Genomic DNA, 25818 nt, shown 5'->3' with positions numbered 1-25818 from the left:
GGTCCCTTATAGCGTCCCGAAAACCAGCAACAACAGGCAGGCGAACACAGGTACGGCTGCAGTCAGGCTGTCGATACGGTCAAGGATGCCCCCATGTCCGGGGATCAAATTACCACTGTCTTTAATGCCGGCTTCGCGCTTGAACATGCTCTCGGTTAAATCCCCTAACACCGAGGCCAGTGCGGCGACCAGTGAACAAACCAACAGGGTAACAGGCGAGATAGTCAGCGGCGCCCAAAGGCCAAACAGCCAGGCAATCAGTGCAGACGTCAGCAGGCCACCAAAGAACCCTTCCCAGGTTTTTCCCGGTGAGACTTTAGGTGACAGCTTGTGTTTACCAAACAGGCGGCCAAACATGTAGGCACCAGAATCAGCGCCCCAGACCAGCAGCATCACGTACAGCAGCCACCAGGCACCGGCAAAATGGTCGGTATCGTAGTGATACTGGCGTAACGTCAGCATGCCCCAGAAGAACGGCACAATGGTCAGGACACCGAACAGCAGGCGAAGCGCTTTAGACGAGCGCCAAAACGAGGCCGAGCCGGGATAAGAGAGCACCAGCAGCAAGGCTACGATCCACCAACAAAGGGCGGCCCATAGCGAACCGGCAACCTGTGGCAGGTGTACCGAGTGCTGATAAGCAGGAAGAGTGAACATCATAAAGGCGAGCAGCAGTCCACACAGGACTGCCAGCCAGATGCGTTGCGAGCGGGTCGCGAAGCCCGCAAACTGTCCCCATTCCCAGGCGGCAAGCATGCATACCACCAGGGTCACAATGGCAAATCCAGGAGGCGGAAGCAGGAACAGCGCTGCAATCACAATCGGGATAAGTATAAACGCGGTAATCAGGCGAGACTTCAGCAAAGATTACCCCCAGTGCGCTTAAGCGCCGCCGGGTGCTGCACCGCCGAAGCGACGCTCTCGTTGTGCAAACGCATTCAGTGCACCTTCAAAGACTTGTTCATCAAAATCAGGCCAGAGAACATCGGTAAAAAAGAACTCTGCATAGGCAACCTGCCACAGCAAGAAGTTACTGATTCGATGCTCTCCCCCTGTCCTTATTACCAGATCCACGGGAGCCAGTTCATTGAGGCAGAGATACTGACCAAGGGTTTCTTCCTCGATCTGATCAGGACGGATAAGACCTTCCTGAACCTGCTCTGCTATTTTTCTGACGCCATGGATGATATCCCAACGTCCGCCATAATTCGCGGCAATGTTGAGGGTTAGTCCATTATTTTGTTGAGTAAGTTCCTCAGCGCGACGAATACGCTCCTGCAGACGGTCACTGAATCGGCCGATGTCGCCAATAATCCGCAGACGAACATTGTGCTTGTGCAGACTTTTCACTTCGCTGTCGAGTGCCCAGACGAACAGCTCCATCAAGGCCATGACTTCCTGTGGAGGACGGTTCCAGTTTTCGCTGCTGAATGCATAAAGCGTCAGCGCAGTGAGATTGTTGCTGACAGCAAAGCTCACCGCACGACGAACGGACTTCACTCCGGCTTTGTGGCCAGAGATACGCAATTTTCCACGGGTTTTGGCCCAACGGCCATTGCCATCCATGATGATGGCTACGTGACGGGGATTCTCCCCTTCTTGCAAGTCATCGGTTTTTAGTTGATTTTCGGACGACATAACGCGTAATTATTTCCTTTAATCAGAAATACAACGGCTTCTGAAATATCTTACCCGCTCGACGTAAGAAAACCGTGCTAAACACGGTTTGTATCCCCGCTACATCGCAACGAATTACTGAATTAGCGGCCGAAGACTATACCATCTCCGCCCTCGCCTCACAAATAGCGGCGCGCTAATTGGCTGAATTATCGGGCTTCAGAGAAGCGCGACAGCTGGGCCTGAGCAACCGCTCGTGCCTGTCTGTCAATCTCCAGCACCGCTTCAACGCTGTCCGGTTCTGCACAGGAAAGCGCCTCCAGCACGGCCAAATTGACCGCAGCAATATCGGTAAAGCGAATTTGCGAATCCAGAAACGCGGCAACCGCAATTTCATTGGCCGCATTCAGCGTGGTGGTCGCCGCCTGTCCGGCAGAACAGGCGTCTATTGCCAGCTTCAGGCAGGGATAGCGAGCATAATCCGGCTCGGCGAAAGTCATCGCCCCCATGCGGGTGAAATCCAGTGGCTTCGCCCCGGACGGCACGCGCTGTGGCCAGGCCATCACATGCGCAATCGGTGTGCGCATGTCCGGCGATCCCAGCTGAGCCAGCACGCTGCCATCACGGTAACGCACCATCGAGTGGATCACCGACTGCGGATGCAGGATGACCTCCATCTGGGCATCGGTCGCATTAAACAGCCAGCGGGCTTCGATATATTCCAAACCTTTGTTCATCATGGTGGCGGAATCAACGGAGATTTTGCGCCCCATTGACCAGTTCGGATGCGCGCAGGCCTGATCGGGAGTCATACTCTTGAGCAGGTCCAACGGCGTGTCACGAAAAGGGCCACCCGACCCCGTGAGGATAATGCTATCAATGCCATTATCTTCCAGAGAAGCGTATCCTAACTGTTGCTGGAGGGAAGCAGGCAAACTCTGAAAAATGGCGTTGTGCTCGCTGTCGACGGGTAACAGCTGCGCTTTTGAGGCGCTGACCGCCTCCAGAAAAAGCTGGCCGCAGGTAACGAGCGACTCTTTATTCGCCAGAAGAACCTGTTTTCCGGCACGAATTGCGGCTAACGTAGGCAATAATCCTGCCGCACCGACGATTGCCGCCATAACCTGATCGACATCATCCAGCGCGGCCAGATCGCAGGCAGCCTGTTCGCCACTGAACACCTCGGTCGCCACATTCAAACTTTTCAGACGAAGTCGCAGGGCCGCTGCCGAGTGTTCATCGGACATTGAGGCATAGGCCGGACGGAAGGCCAGACACTGTTCAGCCATCAGCTCAACATTGTGGCCTGCGACCAGCGCCTTAACGGCAAACAGCTCTGGATTAGCCTGGACGACGGCCAGCGTGCTGGTGCCAATAGAGCCCGTTGAACCGAGGATGGTCAATTGCTTCATGAGGTTGCTCTGTGTCAACTCCGCCGCCAGGGAAAGCCTTTCCCTGCACGCCAGATAAGAGAATAAATGCAAAACGCCGCAAGACTGACCACTCCAAAGAACGGCAATCTGTACGGCGTTTCATCGGAACCATGACAGACTTAGAAGTCCATCAGCTCCGCTTCTTTTTCTGCCAGCGCAGTATCAATTTTCTTGATAAAGACGTCGGTCATTTTCTGAATGTCATCCTGTGAACGATGTTCATCATCTTCACTGATTTCTTTGTCTTTCAGCAGCGCTTTCACTTTGTCGTTCGCATCACGGCGAACGTTACGCACGGACACACGGCCCTGCTCTGCTTCACCACGAACGACTTTGATCAGGTCTTTACGACGCTCTTCAGTCAGGGCTGGCAGAGGAACACGGATATCGCTGCCCGCTGAACTTGGGTTAAGCCCCAGGTCAGAAGTCATGATTGCCTTTTCAACAGCAGCACTGATAGAACGGTCAAACACGTTGATTTTCAGTGTGCGTGAATCTTCAACGGTCACGCTGGCCAGCTGGCGCAGAGGCGTTGAAGAACCGTAATAGTCGACCATAATGCCGTCAAGAATGCTCGGCGAGGCGCGGCCAGTACGGATTTTGCTGATGTGGTTTTTGAATGCTTCGACGCATTTTTCCATGCGCGTTTCAGCATCTTTTCTGATTTCGTTAATCACGTTGGAACCCTTGGATTCTGGTTACCAGGCAGGCTCTGAATACAGAGCCCGTTTCAAAATAATCTATGACGATCCTGAGTGTAGCGTGCAACACGCCACAAAGGCAGAATATACCTTATTTTACGCAGCGACTGATATTATTGCGTGATCAGGGTGCCTTCTTTTTCGCCCATCACTACGCGGCGCAGCGCACCAGGTTTGTTCATGTTGAACACACGGATCGGCAGTTTGTGGTCACGGGCCAGCGTAAAGGCCGCAAGATCCATGACTTTCAGTTCTTTATCGAGCACGTCGGTGTAGCTGATCTGGTCGTACAGGGTCGCATCTGGATTCTTCACCGGATCGGCCGAGTAAACGCCATCCACTTTGGTGGCTTTCAGCACCACGTCAGCTTCAATTTCGATACCACGCAGGCAGGCTGCGGAGTCGGTGGTGAAGAACGGGTTACCGGTACCGGCGGAGAAGATCACCACGCGGTTGTTACGCAGCAGGCTGATGGCTTCTGCCCAGCTGTAATTATCGCACACGCCATTCAATGGGATTGCGGACATCAGGCGGGCATTCACATAGGCACGATGCAGAGCATCACGCATTGCCAGACCATTCATCACGGTCGCCAGCATGCCCATATGGTCGCCCACTACGCGGTTCATTCCAGCCTGCGCAAGACCCGCGCCACGGAACAGATTACCACCACCGATAACCACACCCACCTGAATGCCCAGTTCTACCAGTTCTTTCACTTCCTGAGCCATACGATCCAGCACGCTGGCATCAATGCCGAAGCCTTCGGCACCTTGCAGCGCTTCGCCACTCAGTTTAAGCAGAATACGTTGATATACAGGTTTTGCATTGGTCGCCATGGTGTATTTTCCCGAATGGTTTAATCGATGTGAGGAGTAAAATCTGGGCTATCATCCTCTTAGCATCGGAGAAATGCTATTGGGATGAGACTGAAAATGGGTGGAACGAAAGACAGATAAAAAAGAACCGCCGATTGGCGGTTCTTATCGTTCATTAAGACTGCTTGGACATCGCCGCAACTTCTGCTGCGAAATCTGTTTCAGCTTTCTCAATGCCTTCGCCCACTTCAAAGCGGATGAAGTTAACAACGTCTGCGTTTTTCTCTTTCAGCAACTGGCCCACAGTTTTAGATGGGTCAATAACGAAAGGCTGGCCAGTCAGAGAAACTTCGCCGGTGAATTTCTTCATGCGGCCTTCAACCATTTTCTCTGCGATTTCTTTCGGCTTGCCAGACTGCATGGCGATGTCCAGCTGAACCTGGAACTCTTTCTCAACCACTTCAGCAGACACATCTTCAGGCTTAACGAATTCTGGCTTGCTGGCAGCAACGTGCATTGCCAGCTGCTTAACCAGCTCTTCGTCAGCGCCGGTAGCGGCGATCAGAACACCGATGCGAGCACCGTGCAGGTAGCTACCCAGCACATCGCCTTCCAGGATGGAAACGCGACGGATGTTGATGTTTTCACCGATTTTAGCAACCAGTGCAACGCGCTCTTCTTCGAACTGGGCTTTCAGCACTTCAACGTCAGTGATTTTGCCCGCAGCAGCAGCGTCCAGCACTTTGTCAGCAAAGGCCTGGAAACCACCGTCTTTAGCAACGAAGTCAGTCTGGCAGTTTACTTCCAGAATCACGCCGAAGTTGCCTTCGATTTTGGTTTTGATCACGCCATCAGCAGCAACGTTGCCTGCTTTCTTAGCAGCTTTGATCGCGCCAGATTTACGCATGTTCTCGATCGCCAGCTCGATGTCGCCGTCAGCTTCAGTCAACGCTTTTTTGCAATCCATCATGCCAGCAGCAGTACGCTCGCGCAGTTCTTTTACCAGAGCAGCGGTAATAGCAGCCATTCTATAATCCTCGGTTAGCTTGCATCGGTCAGCGAGAGCCTGAGAGGTTCGCCACTGATGCCTGGTCTCGGGAGAAACATTCTGCCCCGCCGTAATCATAACCGGCAAAGCGAATTCGAATAAAATAAAGGGGCCAATGCAGGCCCCTTACAGATTAACATCTGACGTCTAAGGGCTCTCGGGAGAGCGATCCTTATTACTCAGCTTCGGCGAATTTTTCTTCAGCCTGCTGAGCCAGGTCCTGAGAGCGACCTTCACGTACAGTAGTCGCTACTGCAGTCAGGTACAGGCTCACAGCACGGATTGCATCGTCATTACCAGGAATGATGAAGTCAACGCCGTCTGGATCAGAGTTGGTATCAACGATAGCAAAGACTGGGATACCCAGGTTGTTTGCTTCTTTGATAGCGATGTGTTCGTGGTCAGCGTCAACAACGAACAGTGCGTCAGGCAGGCCGCCCATGTCTTTGATACCGCCCAGGCTATTTTCCAGCTTGGCCAGTTCGCGAGTACGCATCAGCGCTTCTTTCTTGGTCAGTTTATCGAAGGTACCGTCCTGAGACTGGATTTCCAGGTCTTTCAGACGTTTGATGGACTGACGAACGGTTTTCCAGTTAGTCAGCATGCCACCCAACCAGCGATGGTTTACGAAGAACTGATCGCAGCTCAACGCAGACTCTTTTACTGATTCGCTTGCAGCGCGCTTAGTACCAACGATCAGGATCTTACCTTTACGGGAAGCGATCTTGTTCAGTTCAGCCAGAGCTTCGTTGAACATTGGTACAGTTTTCTCAAGGTTGATGATGTGAACCTTGTTACGAGCACCGAAGATGAATGGCTTCATTTTCGGGTTCCAGTAACGGGTCTGGTGACCGAAGTGTACACCGGCCTTGAGCATGTCGCGCATGGAAACAGTTGCCATGATTACCTCTATAGAATGATTTGGGGTTAAGCCTCCATGTATCCCATACAACCGACCCGGCAGACTGCTTACGCAGGCGTTCAGGCACCCCGGAGTATGTGTCGATACATGTGTGTTATTTACACATAATGAGAGTTATGCGTTTCCCTGTAGAACTTCCCTACAGAGAATCGTCGGCGCGCTTTATACCACAAAGCGCCCTGTGAAGCCAAGTTTTGTTAGCAACAGCCCACCCTGACACAAACTGCAATTGGCAGAGCAAGGGTGGGCTGCTACCATTGCTGCACTTCCTTTATTATTGTCGAAAATAGCGACAACTGCGGACAAAATTGATGGCAATTACAATTAAAACCCCTGAAGAAATCGAAAAAATGCGCGTGGCGGGCCGCCTGGCTGCTGAAGTGCTGGAAATGATTGAAGAACACGTGAAGCCGGGCATCAGCACCGGTGAACTGGATCGCATTTGTAACGATTACATCGTCAATACGCAGAAAGCGGTCTCAGCCAGCCTGGGCTATCACGGCTTCCCAAAATCTGTCTGTATCTCGATTAATGAAGTGGTTTGCCACGGCATCCCTAGCGACGAGCGCATTCTGAAAGATGGCGATATCGTCAATATCGACGTCACGGTGATCAAAGATGAGTATCACGGCGACACCTCAAAGATGTTTATCGCCGGCAAGCCAACCATCCAGGGTGAGCGCCTGTGCCGCATCACTCAGGAGAGCCTGTATCTGGCGCTGCGGATGGTAAAACCGGGCATTCGCCTGCGGACCATTGGCCGTGAAATCCAGAAGTTTGTCGAAGCTCAGGACTTCTCCGTGGTGCGCGAATATTGCGGTCACGGCATCGGTAAAGGCTTCCATGAAGAGCCACAGGTACTGCATTACGATGCGGATGACGGCGGCGTGGTGCTTCAGGCCGGTATGGCGTTTACCATCGAACCGATGGTTAATGCCGGTGATTACCGCATTCGCAGCATGAAAGATGGCTGGACGGTAAAAACCAAAGATCGCAGCCTGTCGGCGCAGTACGAGCACACCATTGTGGTGACAGAAAACGGCTGTGAAATTATGACACTGCGCAAAGATGACACCATCCCGGCCATCCTGACGCACGACGAGTAACCGCTCGTTAAATAAAAAAACCGGCTGAGGCCGGTTTTTTTTGATCTCAGGCTGGTGCTGGCGCTATTGTCAGTGTTGATTTTTCCTATTCTGACTCGCAGAGCATTTAGCAGGAGCACTGGCGTGACCAAAACCCTCAAGGATTACAAGAAGTCTGGCTCCCCTGCCCACTGGGCTGATGCGGAGTTGACCCGCGAATCCCTCAAACAACACCTTGAGCAATTTCATCAGCTGCTGGCCATCGAGTTTGATGCTGGCGCAGAGGTGGAAGCGCTGATTGATGCACGCACACTGTTTATTGACCGCCTGTTGCGACGCCTGTGGCGCTTTTATGGCTTCCCGGAAAAGGACGGCATCGCGTTAGTGGCAGTAGGTGGCTATGGTCGTGGTGAACTGCACCCGCTTTCCGATATTGATGTGTTGATCCTCAGCCGCCTGCCGCTCTCCGAACAGGATGCCCAACGCACCAGCGAATTACTGACGCTGATGTGGGATTTGAAGCTGGAAGTCGGCCACAGCGTGCGCACGCTGGAAGAGTGTCTGCTGGAAGGTCTGTCCGATCTGACGGTGGCCACTAACCTGATTGAGTCCCGCATGTTGACTGGCGACGTGGCGCTGTTCCTCGAGCTGCAAAAGAACGTCTTCAGCGATGGCTTCTGGCCGTCTGACCGCTTCTTTGCCGCCAAAATTGAGGAGCAGCAGGAGCGCCACCTGCGCTATCACGGCACCAGCTATAACCTCGAACCCGACATCAAAAGCAGCCCCGGTGGCCTGCGCGACATTCATACCCTGCTGTGGGTGGCCCGCCGCCATTTCGGCGCCACCTCGCTGGATGAGATGGTCGGTTTTGGCTTCCTGACCGACGTGGAGCGTAATGAGCTTAACGAGTGCCAGACGTTCCTGTGGCGCATCCGTTTTGCCCTGCATCTGACGCTGCCGCGCTACGACAACCGCCTGTTGTTCGATCGTCAGCTGACCGTGGCTCAACGCCTGAATTATCAGGGCGAGGTGAATGAGCCGGTCGAACGGATGATGAAGGATTTTTACCGCGTCACCCGCCGCATCAGCGAGCTCAACCATATGCTGTTGCAGCTGTTTGATGAGGCGATTCTGGCGCTGGGCACCGATGAAAAACCCCGCGCCATTGACCATGAGTTCCAGGTCCGTGGATCGCTGATCGATTTGATTGATGAAACGCTGTTCGCCCGCGAGCCGGAAGCAATCATGCGGATGTTCTACGTCATGGTGCGTACGCAAAGTATCACCGGCATCTATTCAACGACGCTGCGCCAGCTCAGGCATGCGCGTCGCCATTTGAAGGAGCCGCTGTGTAACATTCCGGAAGCGCGTCAGCTGTTCCTTGCCATCCTGCGTCATCCGGGAGCCGTCAGCCGGGCGCTGGTGCCGATGCATCGCCACAGCGTGCTGTGGGCGTATATGCCGCAGTGGGCCAACATTGTCGGACAGATGCAATTCGATCTGTTCCATGCCTATACCGTTGATGAACACACCATTCGCGTGCTGCAAAAGCTGGAAAGTTTCGCCAGTGAAGCCACGCGTCCTCGTCATCCGCTGTGTGTTGAGATTTGGCCGCGCCTGCCACAGGTTGAACTGCTGCTGATGGCCGCGCTGTTCCACGATATTGCGAAAGGACGTGGCGGCGATCACTCCATTCTCGGGGCGCAGGATGCGCTGGAATTTGCCGAACTCCACGGGCTTAATTCCCGTGAAACCCAGCTGGTCGCCTGGCTGGTTCGCCATCATCTGCTGATGTCCGTCACCGCTCAGCGTCGGGATATTCAGGATCCGACCGAGATCCAGCAATTTGCCGAAGTGATGCAGAATGAGAATCGCCTGCGTTACCTGGCTTGCCTGACCGTTGCCGATATTTGCGCCACTAACGAAAACCTGTGGAACAGCTGGAAACAGAGCCTGCTGCGCGAACTGTTTTTCGCCACCGAGAAACAGCTGCGTCGGGGTATGGAGAACAGCCCTGACCTGCGTGAACGGGTACGTCATCACCGGTTGCAGGCGCTGGCGCTGCTGCGGATGGACAATATCGATGAGCAGGCGTTAAACCATATCTGGGGACGCTGCCGTGCCGACTATTTCCTGCGTCACACGCCAAACCAGCTGGCGTGGCACGCGCGCCATCTGATGAATCACGATCTGACCAAACCGCTGGTGCTGGTCAGCCCGCAGGCAACCCGAGGCGGCACGGAGATCTTTATCTGGAGTCCGGATCGCCCATACCTGTTTGCCACGGTAGCCGGAGAACTGGACCGACGGAACCTCAGCGTGCATGACGCGCAGATCTTCACCAGCCGTGATGGCATGGCGATGGACACCTTTATCGTTCTGGAACCGGATGGCAGTCCGCTGGCTGCCGATCGCCATGAAATGATCCGCCAGGCGCTGGAGCAATCCATCAGTCAGACCAGCTGGCAGTCACCGCGTCCGCGCCGCCAGTCATCCCGGCTCAAGCATTTCAGTGTCGATACTGAAGCCAAATTTTTACCGACCCATACCGATCGCCGAACCTATATGGAACTGATCGCGCTGGATCAACCTGGGCTGCTTGCCAGAGTGGGTGAAGTGTTCGCCGATCTCGGTGTTTCGCTGCACGGCGCACGCATCAGCACCATTGGCGAACGCGTCGAGGATTTGTTTATTCTGGCGAACAGCGAACGTCGTGCCCTGAGTCCGGAATTGCGTGAAGTGTTGCAACAACGGTTGACAGAGGCCCTTAATCCAAACGATAAAGTGTGACCCAGATTTAATTTTTAACACGCCTTGTGGGGCAGAGTGAGCGGATTCGGCCAGCCGAAAACCGCGCAACCTTCCCGCACCTGGAACACGATTTGACACAGGAAATCTGAATTAATGCAACAATTACAGAATGTTATTGAGAGCGCTTTCGAGCGTCGCGCTGAGATCACCCCCGCTAACGCCGACACCGTCACCCGCGAAGCGGTCAGCCAGGTTATCGCCCTGCTGGACAGCGGTGCCTTGCGTGTCGCAGAAAAGATCGACGGTCAGTGGGTGACGCATCAGTGGCTGAAGAAAGCCGTGCTGCTCTCGTTCCGCATCAATGACAATCAGGTGATTGACGGTGCAGAAAGCCGTTTCTACGACAAAGTTCCGATGAAGTTTGCTGACTACGATGAAGCGCGCTTCAAGAAAGAAGGTTTCCGCGTTGTGCCACCCGCCGCCGTGCGTCAGGGTGCCTATATCGCCCGTAACACCGTGCTGATGCCGTCTTACGTCAATATCGGTGCGTATGTTGATGAAGGCTCAATGGTGGATACCTGGGCGACCGTGGGTTCTTGTGCGCAGATTGGTAAAAACGTTCACCTGTCTGGCGGCGTGGGCATCGGTGGCGTACTAGAGCCACTGCAGGCTAACCCAACCATCATCGAAGATAACTGCTTTATCGGCGCACGCTCAGAAGTGGTTGAAGGCGTGATCGTTGAAGAAGGCGCGGTGATCTCCATGGGCGTGTACCTCGGCCAGAGCACCAAAATCTACGATCGCGAAACCGGCGAAGTGACCTATGGCCGCGTGCCAGCAGGTTCTGTTGTCGTTTCAGGTAACCTGCCTTCGAAAGACGGCAGCTACAGCCTGTACTGTGCGGTTATCGTGAAGAAAGTGGACGCGAAAACCCGCGCGAAAGTCGGCATCAACGAGCTGCTGCGCACTATCGACTAACGTCATCCGGGCCACCTTCAGTGGCCCGTAATCTTTTCTTTACACTTCCCCCAGCAACTACCTGTTTCGCGCATCGAAATAACTGATGCTATTGCGCAACAACTGAGCGATAATCCGCGCCGTTAAGCGCACAGACGCTCCCCCATCGCCTCCAGATTTCACAGTTTTCACCTTGAGTACGGGATGAGCGAGCTCAGCAAAGACATCGCGACCAGGCACTGCCACCGCAGCGTACATGCATTACGCAAGCACAGGCATGCAGGGTTAACGCCGGATTTGTAACGCGCAGCCGAATCGACAATCTCCCGCAAAGGAACACGACATTATGTATGACAATCTGAAAGGTCTGGGCATCTCTTCTCCTGACGACATCGACCGTTACAGCCTGCGTCAGGAAGCCAGTAACGACATCCTGAAAATCTATTTCCGTAAGGATAAAGGCGAGTTCTTTGCCAAGAGCGTGAAGTTTAAATACCCACGTCAGCGCAAAACCGTGGTGGCCGATAACGCCAGCCAGGGTTACAAAGAAATTCAGGAAATCAGCCCGAACCTGCGTTATGTGATTGATGAGCTGGACCAGATTTGCCAGCGCGACCAGGTTGAAGTGGATCTGAAACGTAAAATTCTGGAAGACCTGCGCCATCTGGAGCACGTGGTTTCCAACAAAATCAGCGAGATCGAATCCGATCTGGAAAAGCTGACCCGCAGCGGCCGTTAATTCCCGGCATTCTGCAACAGAAAGGCGGAGATCTCTCCGCCTTTTTTATGCCTGAAATATCCCCTTCCGCAGTATCCCTACGCGTCACGTCGCAACGTCTTCCGCTTAATCCTTCCCTGCTCTTCTCTCACTCAAGGCTGTTCATCAAGCTGCAGCGCAACATACAACAGCAAGCGGTCGTCAAAATTACTCAGGTTAAGCCCGGTCAGCTCAGAGATGCGGTTCAGACGGTATTCCAGCGTATTACGGTGGATATACAACGCTTTAGCGGTCGCCGACGGCTGGACGTTATTGCTGAACCAGGAAATCAGTGTTCTTCGCAGCAATCCGTTGTTGTCCATCGACTTGAGTTTCGCCAGCGGCAAAGATAGCTCATTGGCCTGCCAGCCTCCACGCAGGCTGTCGAGCAGTACCGGTAACACCAGGTCCTGGTAGAAATAGCTGCGTTGCTCGGGCATCCGCTGCTTGCCCACCACCATGGTGGTATGCGCGGTACGGTACGAACGGGCGATACTGCCCGGCCCGGTGAAGAAATTCCCTAAGGCGATACGCATCCGCAGATGGCCACTTTCGGTCATGCGTGACTGTAGCAGCTCCACCCGCTTGCGGTGATCGTCGGCGTCATAGCGGCCATGGGCGTTAAACGCCGGTTTGAGCACTACCATTTCGGTCAGGGAAACTATGGCAATCAGATTGTCCCTTTCGGGCGTGGTCAGCAGCGTTTGCAGCTGCTGCAGTTCCGACATTGCGCTGTCTACGCCCAGCTGGCCACTGTCCACTTCAACGACCGCCACAACCCGGGGTTGGTTAAGGTCGATGCGAAGACGCTGCGCCCATTCCACCAGCGCGGGCGACAGCGTGTCGCTGCGGATCAGGTTCAGCACAAGCTCTTCTCGCAGACGGCTGTCCTGCGCCAGCATATGCAGCAGGCGGGCCTGTTCCAGCATCATTTCCGCGGTCATGCAGACCAGCTCGCCATAATGCCTTAAGGTTTCTGGCGCGCCGGTGAGACCGATGACGCCAACAATATCGCCGTCGATGCGCATCGGCAGATTGATGCCGGGCCGAACGCCGTGCAGATGTTTCGCCACGCCTTCGTCGATATCCACCACGCGCGCCTGCGATAACGCCAGCAGCGCGCCTTCGTGCATTTCACCAATACGTTCGCGGTCACCGCTGCCGATGATGCGGCCACGCGCATCCATCACATTGACATTGCTGTCAATAATTTGCATGGTGCGGGCGACAATGTCCTGTGCCAGGCGGGCATCGAGATGATAGGTAGCCATTCACTGCTCCTGAAAAGCGTTATTCAGTCAGCATACCTGTGCAATACCGACGGTACATTGTGCATCTGCACTAAGCGGCGTTTAGTCTGTGAAAATTGCGGGGAGCATCACAAAGAGAAGGGATTAACGCGGGCATAAAGCGGTGCCGGCGACGGTCGCCGGCACCTGAGGGTTTACTGCATCAGCAGGTAGATTGTGCTGTCACCACGCTGAATATTCAGCGCCAGTACTGAAGGTTTGGTATCGAGGATCTTGCGCAGTTCGCCAAGATTCGCAATCGCCTGTTGGTTAACGCCGAGGATCACATCGTCCTTCTTCAGACCAATGCGTGCAGCGGCAGAGCCGGCCTTCACGTTATCGACCTTAACGCCTTTGGTGCCCTTCTCGTCAAAGTTGCTCAGATCGGCGCCTTCAATGCCGGTGTAGATCGTTGCCGATTCCACTTTGGTCTGAGTACTTTGCTGAAGCTCAACGTTCACCGTCACCGGCTTACCGTCACGGATCAAGCCCAGCGACATTTTGGTGCCCACCGGCAGCGATCCAATCTGCGCACGCAGTGCGGAGAAGCTGGAGATCTGCTTACCGTTGATCGACGTCACCACGTCACCCGCCTTCACGCCCGCTTTAGAAGCGGAAGAGTTCGGCAGAACCTGGCTGACAAACGCCCCACGCTGGGCATCGACATTCATCGCCTTCGCCAGCTCGGAGTTCAGCTCGGTACCCATGATGCCCAGCTCGCCGCGTTTCACCTGGCCATATTCAACCATCTGCGCGGTCAGGTTTTTCACCATGGTACTTGGGATAGCGAAGCCAATGCCGATGTTGCCGCCGTCCGGTGCGAGGATCGCGGTATTGATACCGATCAGTTCACCGTTAAGGTTGACCAGCGCGCCGCCGGAGTTACCCCGGTTGATTGCGGCATCGGTCTGAATAAAGTTTTCGTAGTTTTCAACGTTAAGGCCGCTGCGTCCTAATGCAGAAACGATCCCGGAGGTGACCGTTTCACCCAGTCCATACGGGTTACCGATCGCCACGGTGTAGTCGCCCACACGCAGATCGTCAGAATCAGCAATCTTAATGGCCGTCAGGTTTTTGGCATCTTTTAGCTGGATTAACGCAATATCTGAACTTGGATCTTTGCCGATGACTTTCGCATCATATTTGCGGCCGTCGCTCAGCTGAACCTGGATTTTGGTAGCATTGTTGACCACATGATTATTGGTCACGACATAGCCTTTCGCGGCATCAATCACCACTCCCGAGCCCAGCGCACGGAATTTCTCCTGCTGGGTTCCGGCTCCGCCCTGATCCTGGCCCTGGTCTTGTCCCTGGCCCTGCGCACCGCCGCCCTGACACATCGGAGAGCTCTGGAATGGCGAGCCGTCCTGACAGAATGGCGAGTTATCACCGAAGAACTGCTGGAACTGTTGTGGCATACGCGGCGTTTTCACCGTGGTACTGCCTTCAACATTGATGCTCACAACGGAGGGCATCACTTTTTCGAGCATCGGAGCCAGGCTTGGCAGCTGCTGGCTGGAGGAAGAAGCGGTTTCGGCTGCGGAAGCAACCAGCGGGGTCATCGCCATTCCCAGGCTCAGAGCCAACGCGCTTGCTAAAAGTGTTTTTTTCATGCGTCTGTTTCTCTAGTGTCCAATTATGCAACCATTGCTGTGGTCGTGATGATGAGATTCACGTTTTAACGCTAAGTTCATGAAAAAGTTTCAGCCAAAGGTAAATATTTATTCTCTGGCTTTACAATTCAACCGGGCGTAAACGTTATTCCACCGCCATCAGGCGGCGATACTCATCCCATGCATATAAATCCGTCATTCCGCTGACGTAATCCTGCAGCATTCTCGCCCGGTAATAATATTCCCAGATAGCGATATCGCCCGCGCGATTATCCAGACGACCCACGGCCTCACTATATGCCAGACGAAAGCGCGTCGACAATTTATGGAAAAGGCGTGTCTCAATCGGATAGCCTTTTAAGTAATCTTTTTCGATCAGTTCGGAAAATTCGTCCTGACTCAGCATCAGTAAAGGGTGATAAATATCCAACAGCCCTTTGATCACACGATAGCCTTGCAGCTCGAGCTGTTCAACGTCAGGATGGTTAAACACATGACGAAAGGCAACTTTTTTGAAAATTTCCAGTAACTGACTCTGGGCATTCCCATCTTCCAGCAGTGCGCCATTGAATTTCCCGTCAAAGACTTCCGGCAAATTATCAATAAAGCGGCTGGCCGCATGTGGCACCAGGCGGGAAACCGTATTCACCCGCAAATACATAAAGAACTGATCTTCACTGCTGCGGCTGGTTTGGGAACTTCTGGATTTATCCAGCGCGTTGGTTACCACTAAATTGAATAAATCATTCGGCTTGTGGCTCGGCCATAATGCATATAAGTGCTCGTAAAGTTGCTCAACGCTGAAAATGTTTTTTTCAACCGCATCCTCAAGATCGGCCACGCAATAAGAGATATCGTCCGCGGCTTCCATGATATAGGTCAATGGAAAGCGACAGTGCGGTTGAAGATCCAGTTCTTTGCGTAATCTGGCGACGTATTCTGCTTCCGCCAGATAATATCCCGGCTTTTTCATCAGATAATCGTGGCCTGGCGGAATTTTTCCTCTGTGCCACGCCGGACGGGTATATTTCAAAATACAGCCCACCTGTGCCCAGGTCAGGTTCATTCTTAACAGCGAATGCACCATGCGGATCGCCTGCGCATTTCCCTCAAACTGGGATAAATCTTGACGAATCTTTGCACGAAGATCGTTAAAGCCATCGGTTTGATAGCGCAGGACTTCCGGCTCACAACGGTCTGCGCGATCGTCTGGCGGGAGAAAATCGTTATCCATCCGCTGACGGAACCAGTCATTGATCGCCGATTCACCAAAATGGCCGAAAGGCGGATTGCCGATATCGTGCATCAGGCAGGCCATTTCAACGATGCTTTCAAACGGACCGGTTAGCTGATCCAGACCGTAATTTTCCAGCTGTCCTGACTCTTTCAGACGGGTCAGGATCTCTTTGGCGATATAACGTCCAACCTGTTGCACTTCAAGGGAATGAGTCAACCTTGAGCGAACGGCGGCATTGCGTTCAAGTGGGAAAACCTGGGTCTTCTGCTGCAAGCGGCGGATAGCCGCCGAATTGATAATGCGCCCGCGGTCGCTCTCAAAAATACGCAGAATCTCATGCTCGTCTTTCATTCCCTGCATCGGGCGATAACGGCGCTGATAATTGATCTTTTTTCTGAAGTCGATTTCGGTCATGCCTGCTTCCCGTTGTCCGGCACCAGATTCAAGCCTGGTACGCGTGATGCCTTTCATCCTGCCATGATAGACTATGCGCCGAAACCACAGATTAATTCCACAACATTAGCGAGTATCCCTATGAAAGCAGGCATTATTGGTGCAATGGAGCAGGAAGTGACTCTGCTGCGCGACAAGATTGAAAACCGTCAAACGCTGACGCTGGCAGGCTGCGAAATTTATACCGGGACGCTCAATGGCGTTGAGGTTGCGCTGCTGAAATCGGGCATCGGTAAAGTCTCTGCCGCGCTCGGAACGACCTTGCTGCTGCAACTCTGCAAACCCGATTTTATTATCAACACCGGCTCTGCGGGTGGGCTGGCGCCTTCACTGAAAGTGGGCGACATCGTGGTGTCGGATGAAGTGCGTTATCACGATGCGGATGTGACTGCCTTTGGCTATGCGCCAGGTCAGATGGCGGGTTGCCCGGCGGCCTTCACTGCGGATGCAAAACTGATTGAAGCGGCTGAAGCCTGTATTAAACAACTCGGCCTGCACGCGGTTCGTGGTCTGGTGGTCAGTGGTGATGCGTTCATTAATGGTGCTGAACCGCTGGCGCGCATTCGCTCTACCTTCCCAGATGCTATCGGTGTCGAAATGGAAGCCACGGCGATTGCCCATGTCTGCCATCAGTTCGACGTGCCGTTTGTAGTGGTTCGTGCCATTTCCGACGTGGCCGATCAAGAATCGCACCTGAGCTTTGATGAATTCCTGGTGGTCGCGGCAAAACAATCCTCTCTGATGGTAGAAACCCTGCTGACCAATTTGTCACGTGGCTAAGCGTTTCTTCGCCTGTCTGCTGCTGCTGGCCTGTTTTGCCACAGCAGCGGCATCGCCCCGGGTGGTCACCCTGGCCCCCAACCTGACAGAACTGGCGTTCGCTGCCGGGATTACCCCGGTTGGCGTCAGCGCCTGGTCCGATTATCCGCCTGCCGCGACGCACATTGAGCAAGTGGCAAACTGGCAGGGCATTAATACCGAACGCATTCTGGCCCTCAAGCCTGATGTGGTGCTGGCCTGGCGCAGCGGCAATCCCAGCCGTCAGGTGGATCAACTCAGCGCCTTTGGCGTCAAAGTCGTGTGGATTGACGCCACCCGCGTTTCTGAAGTGATAGCCAACCTGCGGCAGCTTAAGAACTGGAGCCCCGATCCGGCGAAGGCCAATGCGGCCGCGGATAGCCTGCTTCAGCAGCAGCAAACCTTGAGCCGTCGCTATGCCGGCCTGCCAAAGAAGAAGGTGTTTTTACAGTTTGGTCAGCATCCTCTGTTCACCGCCTCGGGCAGAACGGTACAGAATGAGATTTTGCAGCTGTGTGGTGGGGAGAATATCTTTGCTGACAGTCGGGTCGCCTGGCCGCAGGTGAGCCGCGAGCAGGTGCTGATGCGTAAACCCGACGTCATTGTGACGGGAGGAGAGGCAACGCCCGCAGAAGTCGAAAACTTCTGGCGTCCGCAATTAACGGTACCGGTGATTATTGTTAATGATGACTGGTTCAGCCGCCCCGGACCCCGTATTATGCTGGCAGCTCAACAATTGTGCAGCCAACTGCATCCAGAGCAAAAACCCTGAAACCTTAAAAACCGCATCAAAGCCGGTTAAAGTTTCAACAAAATTTGTCGTTAATCAAATAACGAGGCGGCGAAATATTTTATTCTCGCTGCCCAATTTTTAGGCGAAAGCCCTGATTTTTCTTCACCAGGAAAGAACATACAATGAAAGCCGTTTATCTGGCCCTTGGCCTTATGATGGCTGGTCATGCCTGTGCTGCGTCCATAACGGGCAGCATTGGGGTCAAACTGACCATTTACTCGCAATGTCACATTGACGGGCAAAGCACGACACCAGCAAACTCACCCTCAGTAAACTGCGGCCAGCAGCTATCGGCCCAGCCAAAAGTGACTGAAACGGTACTCTCTGCAAAGAGTCGGGACCGGGAAGCGTCGAAGTTGATTACGGTAGAATGGTAGGAACCCCGGCTTAAGGCGCCGGGGCAACATCATCAGATGCTGAACGAAGAACCACAGCCGCAGGTGGTTTTCGCGTTCGGGTTGGTCACAATAAACCGGGAGCCTTCAAGGCCTTCGGTGTAATCGACTGCGCCGCCAACCAGATACTGCAGACTCATCGGATCTACAACCAGCGACACGCCCGCTTTCTCAATGGTCATATCGCCATCGTTGATCTTATCATCGAAGGTAAAGCCGTACTGGAAACCGCTGCAGCCACCACCGGTGATATACACACGCAGTTTCAGATCCGGGTTCTCTTCGTCTGAAATCAGATTTTTGACTTTACTGGCCGCTGCTTCAGTAAACTGCAGGGGCAGAGCTATATCGTCACTCATTTAATACTCCAGTATGCATTCAGGCGGTTGCCTGCCAGGTCATAAATCGACCATCTATCGCATCATTATCTTATACACAAGTATAGCAATCAAGTATCCGCCGTTTTCACTGCCGCCTGCGTGGCACTCTGTGCTGCCACTTTTTCATCATCTTTCTGCTGCTGTTTTGCCAGTGTCCGCGCCAGAAGTGAGGAATAGAGCGGTTTGCCGCCAAGAAACTGTGCCAGTAAGGTTGCCCCTAAACAGGTAATAATCATCGGCAGAATAAGCTGATAATTGTCGGTCATTTCCAAAACCAGCACGATCCCGGTCAACGGCGCCCTCACCGAAGCGGCGAACAGCGCTCCCATTCCGGCAATGGCAAACGTACCGGCCTGCAGATGATAGGCCGGAAACAGAGAGGCGCTGGCCATGCCATACGCCGTGCCGAGCAGCGTGCCCAGCGCCAGCATCGGGGCAAAAATACCGCCCGGCGCGCCGGAGCCGAAACAAAGCAGCGTGGTGACTACGCGGGTGATAAAGATAAACAGCAGCATGCCGACGGTATAATTTCCGGCTGCGGCAATCGGGATCAGGTTAAAGCCCCCGCCCGCCGCTTCTGGCTCAATCACGCCCAACACGCCACAGATACCGCCCAGCACGCCGCCGATAATCAGGACTTTGCGCATGTTGCCGCCATGCAGGCGCTGAAACATATCCTGGGTGCGGAAAATCAGCGTGTTAAACAGCACGCCGACCACACCGAACAGCATTCCCAGCAGCAGATAGAGCCAGAGCGTATTCACCGGTGCATTCGCCAGTTTGCCGACTTCAATTACCGCGCCTTCACCGTTGAAGATGCGGAAAACAATGCTCGACATGATGACGCCAATAAAAACGGCCTTGATCGAGATAACGCTGTAGCGAAACTGCAGCCGCATCTCTTCGATAATAAACAGGATGCCGGCCAGTGGCGCGTTGAACGCGGCGGACAGTCCGGCAGCCGCGCCCGTGGCCAGTAACGAGTGGCGGGCTTCGGTGCTTTTCATGCGGAAAATATCCAGCACCATGCGGCCGATATTCCCGCCCAGCTGAACGGTCGGCCCTTCCCGCCCCAGCACCATGCCCGCACCCAGCGCGCCCATGCCGCCGACAAACTTAACCGGGATCACGCGCCACCAGCGAACCGGACGTAACTCTTCCAGCGCGCCTTCAATTTCCGGGATGCCAGAACCTGAGGCTTCCGGCGCAAAGCGCCTGACCAGGTAGTAACCCACCATCGCCAGCAGCGCAGAGAGAATGAACGCTAACGGGAACACCAGCACCCAGTGCTTCTCCACCGTGGCCAGCATCGACAGGCGTTGGCTGACCACCGCGTTGACGGCCTTTTCGAACGCCACCCCGACCAGGCCCGCCAGGGTGCCAACAATACCCGCCACAATCAACACCGCAGCGGGTGTCTTATCCTTGCGCAGCAGCAGGCGTAAAAAGTCGCCCCGCCGCGCCGGTACGGTGTTCAACTGCTCAGTAGATGACGTCGTTTCGTTCATATCCTGTTCATTGTTCAGTAAAGGCAGGCCAATATCTTACTCCGCTGCGTGGCGATGTCCCGGGGAAAATTCCTCTCTAATCGTGTCAAAAGCGCGACTTGCCTTTTATCCGCCCCCCATGTTCCCTTAGAATGGTCGGGTTTTTCTTAATGCATCCTCAGGAGCGGAACCATGAGTAAGTCTGAAAATCTGTATGCTCAGGCGCAGCAACTAATTCCCGGTGGCGTGAATTCCCCGGTGCGCGCGTTTAGCGGCGTTGGCGGCGTACCGCTCTTTATTGAACGCGCTGACGGCGCTTACTTATATGATGCCGATGGCAAAGAGTACGTCGATTACGTCGGCTCCTGGGGCCCGATGGTGCTGGGTCATAACCATCCTGCCATCCGTGATGCGGTGATTGAAGCGGCCCAACGCGGCCTGAGCTTCGGTGCGCCGACCGAGATGGAAGTGAAGATGGCGAAGCTGGTCACCGACCTGGTGCCCACCATGGACATGGTGCGTATGGTGAACTCAGGGACTGAAGCGACCATGAGCGCCATCCGTCTGGCGCGTGGCTTCACTCACCGTGACAAGATCATCAAGTTCGAAGGCTGCTATCACGGCCATGCTGACTGCCTGCTGGTAAAAGCCGGTTCAGGTGCGTTAACCCTCGGCCAGCCGAATTCTCCGGGCGTGCCTGCGGATTTCGCCAAGCATACGCTGACCTGTACCTACAACGATCTGGATTCGGTGCGCGCGGCCTTTGAGCAATACCCGCACGAAATCGCCTGTATCATCGTTGAGCCGGTTGCCGGCAACATGAACTGCATTCCACCACATGCTGACTTCCTGCCAGGCCTGCGTGCGCTGTGCGACGAATTTGGTGCGCTGTTTATCATTGATGAAGTGATGACCGGCTTCCGTGTGGCGCTGGCTGGCGCTCAGGCGCATTACGGCGTGAAGCCCGATCTGACCTGCCTCGGAAAAATTATCGGTGGCGGCATGCCGGTAGGCGCCTTTGGTGGCCGCCGTGACGTGATGGAAGCGCTGGCGCCGACTGGCCCGGTGTATCAGGCGGGAACGCTGTCCGGCAACCCGATTGCTATGGCGGCGGGTTTTGCCTGCCTGAGCGAAATTGCCAAGCCTGGCAGCCACGACAAGCTGACCGCGCTGACCACGCAACTGGCGGACGGCCTGCTGGCGGCAGCGAAAGAGACCGGGATCCCGCTGGTGATGAACCACGTTGGCGGCATGTTCGGTCTGTTCTTCACGTCGGCGAAAGAAGTGACCAGCTATCAGGACGTGACTGAGTGTGACGTCGAGCGCTTCAAGAAGTTCTTCCATCTGATGCTGGAAGAAGGCGTGTATCTGGCACCGTCGGCCTTCGAAGCGGGCTTTATGTCTCTGGCGCACAGCCAGCAGGATATCGAACGCACAGTAGATGCGGCACGCCGGTGCTTCGCTAAACTGGCCTGATCGCGTTCGCGCTGACCAACGTGCTTCCGCCCAGCGGATAGCACGTTGCCCATAAAAAAACGCCAGACGATGACTCGTCTGGCGTTTTTTTTAGCGGCGGGTTTTTGCCCTCACACCTTACGCAACAGATAAACAAAGTAAGGTGCGCCGATAAACGTCGCCAGCAGCCCTGCCGGGATCTGGTTCGGGAAGGCCACAATCCGACCACTCCAGTCCGCTATCGCCATTAACCCCCCGCCCATCAGCGCGGCCATGACCACCTGCGGCACCGCGCGGCGGAAGCCCAGCATTCTGACAATATGCGGCGCCATCAAACCGATAAAGCTCAGCGGACCAATGGTCAGCGTCGCCGCCGCGGTTAATCCGGCCGCCAACAGCAGCAGAGCAAAGCGCGAGGGTTTCAGCGCCACACCCAGCGCACGGGCGGTCTCTCCGCCCAGTGGTAGCAGCGTCAGCCAGCGGCGGCAGAGTGGCACCAGGGCCAACAGCACCACGGTGATTATCACCGTGCGCCACGCCTGCGCCGCATCAACGCTGTAGGTCGACCCGGAGATCCAGGTCATCAGGTTCGCCATGCGTGGATCGCCACTGGCTAACAGCATCAGCAGCAGCGTGGCAAAAGCGGTACTCAGCGCCATTCCCGCCAGCAGCATCCGCTCGGGCGAGAATCCGCCGCGTCCGCCAACCACCGTAATAATCAGCAGCGTCACCGCCGCTCCCAGGCTTCCCGCCGGCAGAAGCCAGCCGAAGGCATCACCAGGCACCAGGAACAGCATTACCACCACGCCAAAAGCCGCGCCGGAACTGATCCCCAGAACTTCCGGGCTGGCCATTGGGTTGCCGGTCAGACGCTGGACAATGCATCCCGCCACGCCCAGCATCATGCCTGTGGCGATGGCGGCGACCAGACGCGGCATTCTCCACGGCAGCAGCTGTTGCCACAGATCGCCGGACACCCAGCTCCAGCCCTGAGCATCGCGACCGAAGCTTAACGCCACAATCGACAGAACCAGCAGCACGCCGCCGCCGATGGCCGCCCACAGCCAGACATTATTGCGCTCGGCCGGCACGCGGTCGCCATAACTGGTCGATGGCGGTGTCCCCGCCGTCTTCAGACGAGGCAGTAACCACAGCAGCAGCGGCGCGCCAATCAGCGCAGTTGCGGTGCCGGTAGAGACTTCCTGCCAGTTATCAGTCAGCCAAATCACGATCTGATCGGCCAGCCACAGCAGCAACATGCCAATCAGCGGTGCCAGTAACAGCCGACTCAACAGGCGCCGGGCACCGAGCATTTTTGCCAACAGGGGCGCGAAAAGGCCAATAAAGCCGATGATCCCTGCGGCGTTGACCAGTTGTGCGCTCAGCACAATCGCCAGTGCCAGCACGCCAAGCCGGGCAGCCGATAAGGCCAGTCCCAGATTTTTGGCGACGCCGTCATCCAGTCCCATCAACGCCATTGGGCGCAGCAGCAGCAGCGAAAGCACAAAGCCCACCAGCAGCTTCGGCCAGATAAAGCTGACGCTGTGCCAGTCCATCTGATTCAGCGTGCCGGTACTCCACAGAAACATGCTTTGTAGCCGTTCGTGATTGAACAGCCCGAGGATCTGATTCACCGCGCCGCAATAGAGCGACATCACCAGTCCGGCGAGGATCAGCGTCACCGGCGAGAGGCGTTTGCCCCAGGCGATACCAAACACGATCAGTCCGACGGCAATCGCGCCGACCATCGCGGCGATCTGCTGGGTAAACAGGCCACCGGGCAGGCTCCAGAGGGTAACCACCGTCAGGCCCAGCTGTGCGCCGGTCGCCACGCCCAGCGTGGTGGGTTCGGCCAGTGGGTTGCGCAGCACCTGCTGGAACAGCAAACCGACCAGCCCCAACCCCGCGCCAACCAGCAGAGACAGCGTCAGCCGTGGCAGCAGGCTGAAGTGAAACACCATCTGATCCACGCGATCGGGATCCGCTGAATAGAACGCCTCGCGCCATTGCGCGACGGGTAAATGCTGGTTCAGGTTGTAAAAGGTCAGTCCGGCGGTCACCAGCAACAGGGCGGTCAGCAGGAGGAATGGGAAACGCAGTGTGGTTTTCATGCGGTCACCAGTGCACTGCTCAACAGCCGGCTAAAGCGCATCGCAGACAGCGTGCCGCCGTAGAACCACACCTGAGGAACGCGGTGGAAACGATTTTTGCGCACGAAAGGCATCGACTGCCACAGCGGCGTCGACGTCACCTGCGCCATCATCAGATCCTCGCCATGATCGAAGCAGACCACGTCCACATCTTCAGCAATCGACGCCAGGCGTTCAATACCAATCACCGCACTGCCCCAGAAGTTAGTTTCGCCTTGCCAGGCATTTTCCAGCCCCAGATCGCCCATGACCTGCAGGAACAAACTGCCTTTGCCAAACACCAACGTGTGGCGGGGATCCAGTACCGACATCAACAGCACCGGGCGTTTTGGCCGATAGGACAGCTGATTTTTCATCTGCGCGGTAAAGTCGTCATATTCCGCGAGGTGCTTCTGTGCCACAGGCACCCGATCTAACCGCCTGGCGAGCTGCATCAGCGACTCACGGGCGACGGTCAACGGCTTGCCGCGATCGTCACTGAAGGCAAACCCCATGCTTGGGGCAATCTTGTTGAGGGTGTCGACAGAAGGACCATAGCCAGAGGAGTAAAGCAGCAACGAGGGCTTCATCTGAATCATCAGTTCGATGTTCGGTTCGGTTCGCAGCCCGACATCCACCGTCGAAGCCGGCAGCGCAGGCTCACCCACCCAAAGACCGTAGTTGTAGAGTTCAGCGGCACCCATCGGCGGCACGCCGAGGGCCATCAGCAGCTCCGTCGGCCGCCACTCCAGCGAGATAATGCGCTGCGTGTCGACAGAGGCGGCAGCCTGCGTTCGCAAGGCTGGCAACAACGGGGAAAGTGCCATCGCCATCAGCAGGCGTCGGCGAATTAAGTCCGGCATGGAAACCCTTAGTAAACGAAGCTCACCGGCGCACCGCCGTTAGGGTGAGGCAGGATCCCCATCGGGATACCATAAATTTTGTTCAGCACATCGGCCTGCATAATCTCAATGGCATCGCCCTGGGCAATCACCCGACCACTGTGCAACGCCACCAGATGGTCGCAGTAACGAGCGGCAACATTGATATCGTGCAGGACGGCAATCACCGTCAGTCCGCGCTCACGGCTCAGACGTTGGATCAGCGCCAGCACCTCAATCTGATGGGCGATATCAAGCGCCGAGGTCGGCTCATCCAGCAACAGGCAGCGGCTGTTTTGTGCCACCAGCATCGCTATCCAGGCACGTTGACGCTCCCCGCCGGAGAGGCTGTCTACCAGGCGTTGAGCAAAAGGCTTAAGTCCAACCAGCGTAATCGCTTCCTCGACCCGCTCACGATCTTCTGCGCCATACCGGCCCAGCGCGCCATGCCAGGGATAACGCCCCATCGACACCAGCTCGCGCACCGTCATACCTTCAGCCGGCGGAAGCTGCTGCGGCAAATAGGCCACCTCACGGGCGAACGCTTTACTTTGCCACTCTGAAATCGTTTTACCGTTCAGCAGAACCTGGCCTTCTGTGGCCGGATGGTGTCTGCCAAGCAGCTTTAACAGCGTCGATTTCCCGGAGCCGTTGTGGCCAATCAAGCCACAGACTTTCCCGGCAGGAAAGGTCAGTGACAGCGGCTGCAACAGCGTTCTGCCCGGGACGGTAAACGAGGCATTATTAAGCGAGAAGATTGTTTCTGTAGCGTGCGGATGAGACATAGCGGTCTTCTGATTGGTGGGCGCGGCGAACCGC

General features: G+C 55.3%; 23 protein-coding genes. 7 read left to right on the top strand and 16 right to left on the bottom strand.

Features of this window, described 5'->3' with window-relative positions; translation table 11 throughout:
- Positions 1–6: 6 nt before the first annotated feature.
- The 7 genes from cdsA to rpsB all read right to left on the bottom strand — a co-directional run bounded on the left by cdsA (position 7) and on the right by rpsB (position 6518).
- Positions 7–864, bottom strand: a complete 858-nt coding sequence (cdsA, locus tag EBC_RS05720; protein WP_013200850.1) for a phosphatidate cytidylyltransferase — start codon at positions 862–864, stop codon at positions 7–9.
- Between the two features lie 18 nt (positions 865–882).
- Complete coding sequence (gene ispU, locus EBC_RS05715; protein WP_013200849.1) at positions 883–1638, bottom strand: (2E,6E)-farnesyl-diphosphate-specific ditrans,polycis-undecaprenyl-diphosphate synthase; 756 nt, start codon at positions 1636–1638, stop codon at positions 883–885.
- Between the two features lie 188 nt (positions 1639–1826).
- Positions 1827–3029, bottom strand: coding sequence for a 1-deoxy-D-xylulose-5-phosphate reductoisomerase (gene ispC / locus EBC_RS05710; RefSeq protein ID WP_013200848.1), 1203 nt, complete (start codon positions 3027–3029; stop codon positions 1827–1829).
- A gap of 140 nt (positions 3030–3169) precedes the next feature.
- On the bottom strand, positions 3170–3727 hold the full coding sequence (frr, locus tag EBC_RS05705; protein ID WP_013200847.1) for a ribosome recycling factor: 558 nt from the start codon (positions 3725–3727) through the stop codon (positions 3170–3172).
- Between the two features lie 137 nt (positions 3728–3864).
- On the bottom strand, positions 3865–4590 hold the full coding sequence (gene pyrH, locus EBC_RS05700) for a UMP kinase (protein WP_013200846.1): 726 nt from the start codon (positions 4588–4590) through the stop codon (positions 3865–3867).
- A gap of 154 nt (positions 4591–4744) precedes the next feature.
- On the bottom strand, positions 4745–5596 hold the full coding sequence (gene tsf / locus EBC_RS05695) for a translation elongation factor Ts (protein WP_013200845.1): 852 nt from the start codon (positions 5594–5596) through the stop codon (positions 4745–4747).
- A gap of 196 nt (positions 5597–5792) precedes the next feature.
- Positions 5793–6518, bottom strand: coding sequence for a 30S ribosomal protein S2 (gene rpsB, locus EBC_RS05690; RefSeq protein WP_013200844.1), 726 nt, complete (start codon positions 6516–6518; stop codon positions 5793–5795).
- 332 nt (positions 6519–6850) lie between these two features.
- Between rpsB and map the strand changes: the two genes are divergently transcribed.
- The 4 genes from map to EBC_RS05670 all read left to right on the top strand — a co-directional run bounded on the left by map (position 6851) and on the right by EBC_RS05670 (position 12071).
- Positions 6851–7645: a type I methionyl aminopeptidase gene (gene map / locus EBC_RS05685; protein ID WP_013200843.1), complete on the top strand. Its 795-nt coding sequence runs from the start codon at positions 6851–6853 to the stop codon at positions 7643–7645.
- A 123-nt stretch (positions 7646–7768) separates the two neighbouring features.
- Entirely contained in the window at positions 7769–10414 is a 2646-nt protein-coding gene (glnD, locus tag EBC_RS05680; protein WP_013200842.1) for a bifunctional uridylyltransferase/uridylyl-removing protein GlnD, read from the top strand.
- A gap of 114 nt (positions 10415–10528) precedes the next feature.
- Positions 10529–11353, top strand: a complete 825-nt coding sequence (dapD, locus tag EBC_RS05675; RefSeq protein WP_013200841.1) for a 2,3,4,5-tetrahydropyridine-2,6-dicarboxylate N-succinyltransferase — start codon at positions 10529–10531, stop codon at positions 11351–11353.
- A gap of 325 nt (positions 11354–11678) precedes the next feature.
- Positions 11679–12071: a DUF3461 family protein gene (locus tag EBC_RS05670; protein WP_013200840.1), complete on the top strand. Its 393-nt coding sequence runs from the start codon at positions 11679–11681 to the stop codon at positions 12069–12071.
- Positions 12072–12202: 131 nt separating this feature from the next.
- Here the strand turns inward: EBC_RS05670 and EBC_RS05665 are convergent, their stop codons facing one another.
- The 3 genes from EBC_RS05665 to dgt form a co-directional block, all read right to left on the bottom strand.
- A complete protein-coding gene (locus EBC_RS05665; RefSeq protein ID WP_013200839.1) occupies positions 12203–13360 on the bottom strand; it encodes a CdaR family transcriptional regulator in 1158 nt (385 codons plus the stop codon).
- Positions 13361–13533: 173 nt separating this feature from the next.
- A complete protein-coding gene (degP, locus tag EBC_RS05660; RefSeq protein ID WP_013200838.1) occupies positions 13534–14991 on the bottom strand; it encodes a serine endoprotease DegP in 1458 nt (485 codons plus the stop codon).
- Between the two features lie 145 nt (positions 14992–15136).
- Entirely contained in the window at positions 15137–16642 is a 1506-nt protein-coding gene (gene dgt / locus EBC_RS05655; protein WP_013200837.1) for a dGTPase, read from the bottom strand.
- Positions 16643–16762: 120 nt separating this feature from the next.
- Between dgt and mtnN the strand changes: the two genes are divergently transcribed.
- A complete protein-coding gene (gene mtnN / locus EBC_RS05650) occupies positions 16763–17461 on the top strand; it encodes a 5'-methylthioadenosine/S-adenosylhomocysteine nucleosidase (RefSeq protein WP_013200836.1) in 699 nt (232 codons plus the stop codon).
- Complete coding sequence (gene btuF, locus EBC_RS05645; RefSeq protein WP_013200835.1) at positions 17454–18251, top strand: vitamin B12 ABC transporter substrate-binding protein BtuF; 798 nt, start codon at positions 17454–17456, stop codon at positions 18249–18251. Before mtnN ends, btuF begins: the two co-directional genes overlap by 8 nt.
- Positions 18252–18301: 50 nt before the next feature.
- Here the strand turns inward: btuF and EBC_RS25695 are convergent, their stop codons facing one another.
- The 3 genes from EBC_RS25695 to clcA form a co-directional block, all read right to left on the bottom strand.
- The gene (locus tag EBC_RS25695) at positions 18302–18514 is read right to left on the bottom strand and encodes a hypothetical protein (protein WP_157868005.1); all 213 of its coding nucleotides are present in this window, start codon (positions 18512–18514) and stop codon (positions 18302–18304) included.
- A 167-nt stretch (positions 18515–18681) separates the two neighbouring features.
- A complete protein-coding gene (gene erpA, locus EBC_RS05635) occupies positions 18682–19026 on the bottom strand; it encodes an iron-sulfur cluster insertion protein ErpA (RefSeq protein ID WP_041691911.1) in 345 nt (114 codons plus the stop codon).
- Positions 19027–19115: 89 nt separating this feature from the next.
- Complete coding sequence (clcA, locus tag EBC_RS05630) at positions 19116–20555, bottom strand: H(+)/Cl(-) exchange transporter ClcA (protein WP_013200833.1); 1440 nt, start codon at positions 20553–20555, stop codon at positions 19116–19118.
- Between the two features lie 171 nt (positions 20556–20726).
- Between clcA and hemL the strand changes: the two genes are divergently transcribed.
- The gene (hemL, locus tag EBC_RS05625; RefSeq protein ID WP_013200832.1) at positions 20727–22010 is read left to right on the top strand and encodes a glutamate-1-semialdehyde 2,1-aminomutase; all 1284 of its coding nucleotides are present in this window, start codon (positions 20727–20729) and stop codon (positions 22008–22010) included.
- A 110-nt stretch (positions 22011–22120) separates the two neighbouring features.
- Here the strand turns inward: hemL and fhuB are convergent, their stop codons facing one another.
- Genes fhuB through fhuC form a run of 3 tightly spaced genes read right to left on the bottom strand, consistent with a single transcriptional unit; the run spans position 22121 to position 25784 of the window.
- Positions 22121–24100 (bottom strand): Fe(3+)-hydroxamate ABC transporter permease FhuB, encoded by a 1980-nt coding sequence (gene fhuB, locus EBC_RS05620; RefSeq protein WP_013200831.1) that lies wholly within the window; start codon positions 24098–24100, stop codon positions 22121–22123.
- Complete coding sequence (gene fhuD, locus EBC_RS05615; RefSeq protein WP_013200830.1) at positions 24097–24981, bottom strand: Fe(3+)-hydroxamate ABC transporter substrate-binding protein FhuD; 885 nt, start codon at positions 24979–24981, stop codon at positions 24097–24099. The genes fhuB and fhuD overlap by 4 nt, the downstream gene beginning before the upstream one ends.
- Positions 24982–24989: 8 nt before the next feature.
- Complete coding sequence (fhuC, locus tag EBC_RS05610) at positions 24990–25784, bottom strand: Fe3+-hydroxamate ABC transporter ATP-binding protein FhuC (protein ID WP_013200829.1); 795 nt, start codon at positions 25782–25784, stop codon at positions 24990–24992.
- Positions 25785–25818: the final 34 nt, after the last annotated feature.

It is taken from the genome of Erwinia billingiae Eb661 (assembly GCF_000196615.1).
GTDB lineage: Bacteria > Pseudomonadota > Gammaproteobacteria > Enterobacterales > Enterobacteriaceae > Erwinia > Erwinia billingiae.
Note: the sequence above shows the minus strand (reverse complement) of the source record. Positions and strands in the feature narration are given on the sequence as shown.